Origin of the sequence: Ectothiorhodospira sp. 9100, assembly GCF_022227565.1 — a bacterium.
Lineage (GTDB): Bacteria > Pseudomonadota > Gammaproteobacteria > Ectothiorhodospirales > Ectothiorhodospiraceae > Ectothiorhodospira > Ectothiorhodospira marina.
In genome coordinates this window covers 1-4,326 of record NZ_JAJNAN010000085.1, presented here as the reverse complement: position 1 = coordinate 4,326, position 4,326 = coordinate 1, and the positions used below count along the sequence as shown (strand labels likewise).

Below are 4,326 nucleotides of genomic sequence, written 5' to 3'. Positions count from 1 at the left end.
ACCCCCCCCCCCCCCCCCCCCCCCCGGGGGGGGGGGGGGGGGGGGGCGGGGGCCCCCAAGGACTGGCACAGTGCCTATCCCGCCCCCTCATCCCCGCCCCTTCTCCCCCAGGGGGAGAAGGGAGTATTAGCGGGACACCCCCGCCTCCCTCAACAACTCCCGCACATAATTCCCCGGGATGGCATAACTGATCCCACTGGGCCGATCCAGTGCCCGCTCACGCCCCTCCTTCACAAACACCATGTTCAGCACCCCGATCACCTCACCCGTCTCAGGCCGGTACAAGGGGCTGCCACTGTTCCCGGGATAGGCCGTGGCATCCAGCTGAAACACGGTGTAGGGATCCCGCAACCGCCGGATCACCGCCGGGTCCAGGTTCTGGGTGGAGCGCACGGGCATGGCAATGGGCGTAATGGCCGAGACGATCCCCGTATGGGTCGCCGGCACCAGCCCCAGCAACGCACCGATGGGAAACCCCGTCAGGGCGACGGTCTCACCTTCGCGCAACCGATCCGAATTGCCCACCTGCAGCGTCGGCAACCCGCGCCCCTCAAAACGCAGCAAGGTCAGATCCCGCAAGGGATCCGACGCCACCCGCCGCGCTTGGCGCATCTCCCCCGAATCGCCACGCCCAGGGATGAAGATGGCCAGATGTTCGCGATTCTCCGAATCCAGCATGTGCGGAATCACGTGATCATTGGTGATCACATGCCGCCCATCCCCCACCGCAAAGCCGGTGCCCAGCAACTGCGCCCTGGGCGAACGCGTGGGCTGAAACGTCCCTACCCCCACCACCGACGGCTTGATCTTCTCAATGGTATCGGCCAGATCGGAACCCCCCACCGAAGCCAGCGGCACCCACCACAGCGCCCAGAACAACACACCCAGCACACCCATCCGACTCAACGCACGCATCCCAAACCTCCCACGCCCTGAAGGGCGCTTCATCATCCTCTACCAAGGCACCACCCCACCATCATGAGCCGAGCCCCCGAAACGCCACAAGCCCCCATGATGTCATGCCTCCCACGCAACTCCGCCCAGTGTAGCCAGTCGCGCCCAACAGTATCCCGTACAGGCGCTTCGAGAAGCGCCCCTTCCTGCCCCCCAAACCGTACGGGCGCTTCGAGAAGCGCCCCACCCCAACCAACATCCATACCACCGCTGACACACCCCCCTCCCATCGGTTATAAACACCCCATGGACAACAGCCACCTCCTCCACCATCTTCTCCAGGCCTCTGCCCACCGCGCACCCGATGCCCCGGCGGTCACCTACGGCAAGCACACGCAGGACTATGCCGCCGCCACCCAAGCGGCACAACGCTTCGCCCACGGACTTCAGGCCCTGGGCCTGGAACGGGGCGAACGGGTGGGCATCTTCCTGGAAAAGCGACTGGAGACGGTGAGCGCCATCTTCGGCACCAGCGCCGCCGGCGCTGTATTCGTCCCGGTCAACCCGGTGCTCAAGGCCGACCAGGTGGCCTACATCCTGCGACACTGCAACGTGCGCGTACTGGTCACCTCCCCGGCCCGCTTCAATGCCCTTAAAGAAGCCCTGGAACACTGCCACGACCTGCGCCACGTCATCCTCACCGACACCCCAGCGGATGAGCACACCCTCCCCGGCGCTACCGTCCACGGCTGGGCATCCCTGGCCGATGCCCCCGAGGCCCCGGAACCGCGCGTCATCGACACCGACATCGCCGCCATCCTCTACACCTCTGGCAGCACCGGCGGACCCAAGGGTGTGGTGCTCTCCCATCGCAACATGGTCATGGGCGCCAAGAGCGTGGCCCAGTACCTGGAAAACCACGCCGACGACAGCCTGCTGGCCGCCCTGCCCCTGTCGTTTGACGCCGGTTTCTCGCAACTCACCACCGCCTTCCACAGCGGCGCGCGCGTGGCGCTGCTCAACTACCTGCTGCCCCGGGACGTGATCAAGACCCTCGCCCGGGAGAAGATCACCGGCCTCACCGCCGTGCCCCCCCTGTGGATCCAGCTCACCCAGCTGGAATGGCCCGAAGGCATCGACGCGCACCTGCGCTATATCGCCAACACCGGCGGACGCATGCCCCGCGAGACCCTCAACCGCCTGCGCGAGCACCTGCCGCGCACAAGCCCCTATCTGATGTACGGCCTCACCGAGGCCTTCCGCGCCACCTACCTCCCCCCCGAGCAGGTGGACAACCGCCCCGACTCCATCGGCAAGGCCATCCCCAACGCCGAGGTCCTGGTGCTGCGGGAAGACGGCAGCCCCTGCGCCCCCCACGAACCCGGCGAGCTGGTCCAGCGCGGCGCCCTGGTCGCCCAGGGTTACTGGAACGACCCCGACAAGACCGCCCACCACTTCAAGCCCCTGCCGGCCCTGGCCCCCGGCCGCCAGTCCGGCCTCGTCCTGCCCGAGATCGCCGTCTTCTCCGGCGACACGGTCAAATATGACGAAGAAGGCTATCTCTACTTCATCGGCCGGCGCGACGAGATGATCAAGACCTCCGGCTACCGGGTGAGCCCCACGGAGGTGGAAGAAATTCTCTATGCCACCCGCCAGGTAGGCGAGTGCGTGGCCTTTGGCCTGCCCGACGACACCCTGGGCCAGCGCATCGCCGTGGTGGTCACCGCCCCGGAAGGCACCCCGGTGGACACCCAGGCCCTGCTCAGCGAATGCAAGGCCCGCATGCCCGCCTACATGGTCCCGGCCAGCATCCACATCCACCAAGGCCCCCTGCCAAGAAACCCCAATGGCAAACTGGACCGCAAGAGCCTGGCGGGGCAATACAGCCCATAATTAAGGTGCATGGATAAAGCGCTTGCCCCCTCCCAGTCATACTGAGACCATTCGGGACCATGGACACGCCCAAATCATCCAAACCCACCCACACCCACATGACCCAGTTCCCCGCTACCAACGGCGAACTGCTCATCGGCGGCCAGCCCCTGCGCCGTATTGCCGCCCGCGTGGGACGCACCCCCTTCTACGCCTACGACCGCGCCCTGCTCACCCGGCGCGTGGCGCACCTGCGAGAACACCTGCCCCCGGCCATCAAACTGCACTACGCCATGAAGGCCAACCCCATGCCCGCCCTGGTGGGACACATGGCGGGCCTGGTGGATGGCATCGACGTGGCCTCCGCGGGTGAGTTGAAGGTGGCCCTGGACGCCGGCGCCGACCCCGCCGAGATCAGCTTCGCCGGCCCCGGCAAACAGGACACCGAACTGCGCCAGGCCGTGGCCGCCGGCATCCTGGTGAATATTGAATCCTTCCGCGAAGTGGACATCCTGGCGAAGGCCTCCCGGGAACTGGGCCTGCCCGCCCGAGTGGCCGTGCGCGTGAATCCCGACTTCGAACTCAAGAGCTCCGGCATGAAAATGGGCGGCGGCCCCAAACAATTCGGCGTGGATGCCGAACAGGTGCCAGAACTGCTGGCCCGTATCGGCGACGCCCAGCTGGCCTTCGAGGGCTTTCACCTCTTCGCCGGCTCCCAGAACCTCAAGGCCGACTCCATCATCGAGGCCCAGCGCCAGTGCTTCGACCTGGCCCTGCGACTGGCCGAAGACGCACCCGGCCCCGTCAAGTTCCTCAACCTGGGCGGGGGATTCGGCATCCCCTACTTCCCCGGCGAACAGCCCCTGGACATCGCCCCCGTGGGCGACAACCTCAAGACCATCGTCGAAGAGGCCGCCGTCAAACTGCCCCACACCGAGATCGTCATCGAACTGGGCCGCTATCTGGTGGGCGAAGCGGGCGTGTACGTCTGCCGCATCCTGGATCGCAAGATCTCCCGCGGCCACCCCTTCCTGGTCACCGACGGCGGCCTGCACCAGCACCTGTCCGCCTCCGGCAACTTCGGCCAGATCATCCGCAAGAATTACCCGGTGGCCATCGGCACCCGCATGGAAGACACCCCCCGGGAGACCGCCTCCGTGGTCGGCCCCCTGTGCACCCCCCTGGACCTGCTGGCCGACCGCATGGAGCTCCCCCCTGCTCAGCCCGGCGACCTGGTGGTCATCTACCAGTCCGGCGCCTACGGCCTCACCGCCAGCCCCGAGAAATTCCTGGGCCATCCGGCAGCAGTGGAAGTGCTGGTGTGAAGGAAGCCCGTCTCCACCTCAAACGCCACCACCTGCCGCGGTGTCTTATCCACATAGTAGTGGTCATGCCTTGGCTTGGACGCAAGGCGTGCTGTTGATGGGCGGGAATAGCGGTTGAGCGCTAAGCCTCCGGCACCGTCTCCACCTCAAACCCCACCACCTGCCGCTGCTCCCGGGAGAACTCCACCCCAATCAGATGGATCGGCTGACCCCGCCCCCGGTACTTGTCCGCATA

Annotated in this window: 3 protein-coding genes; 2 read left to right on the top strand and 1 reads right to left on the bottom strand. The window is 66.5% G+C overall.

Annotated elements, in window-relative coordinates; genetic code table 11:
* Nucleotides 1–126: 126 nt before the first annotated feature.
* Entirely contained in the window at nt 127–915 is a 789-nt protein-coding gene (locus LPW29_RS14775; RefSeq protein ID WP_238628645.1) for a S1C family serine protease, read from the bottom strand.
* Between the two features lie 285 nt (nt 916–1,200).
* On the opposite strand from LPW29_RS14775, the gene LPW29_RS14770 reads away from it, so the two are divergent.
* The gene (locus LPW29_RS14770) at nt 1,201–2,787 is read left to right on the top strand and encodes an acyl-CoA ligase (AMP-forming), exosortase A system-associated (protein ID WP_238628644.1); all 1,587 of its coding nucleotides are present in this window, start codon (nt 1,201–1,203) and stop codon (nt 2,785–2,787) included.
* Between the two features lie 59 nt (nt 2,788–2,846).
* Nucleotides 2,847–4,091 carry a pyridoxal-dependent decarboxylase, exosortase A system-associated gene (locus LPW29_RS14765; protein ID WP_370642854.1) on the top strand — a complete coding sequence of 415 codons (1,245 nt, stop codon included), beginning with the start codon at nt 2,847–2,849 and terminating at the stop codon, nt 4,089–4,091.
* Nucleotides 4,092–4,326 lie beyond the last annotated feature (235 nt).

Excerpts from the sequence above, each read along its gene's own strand:
- LPW29_RS14775 (WP_238628645.1), bottom strand. The coding sequence starts at position 915 with ATGCGTGCGTTGAGTCGGATGGGTGTGCTGGGTGTGTTGTTCTGGGCG.
- LPW29_RS14770 (WP_238628644.1), top strand. The coding sequence starts at position 1,201 with ATGGACAACAGCCACCTCCTCCACCATCTTCTCCAGGCCTCTGCCCAC.
- LPW29_RS14765 (WP_370642854.1), top strand. The coding sequence starts at position 2,847 with ATGGACACGCCCAAATCATCCAAACCCACCCACACCCACATGACCCAG.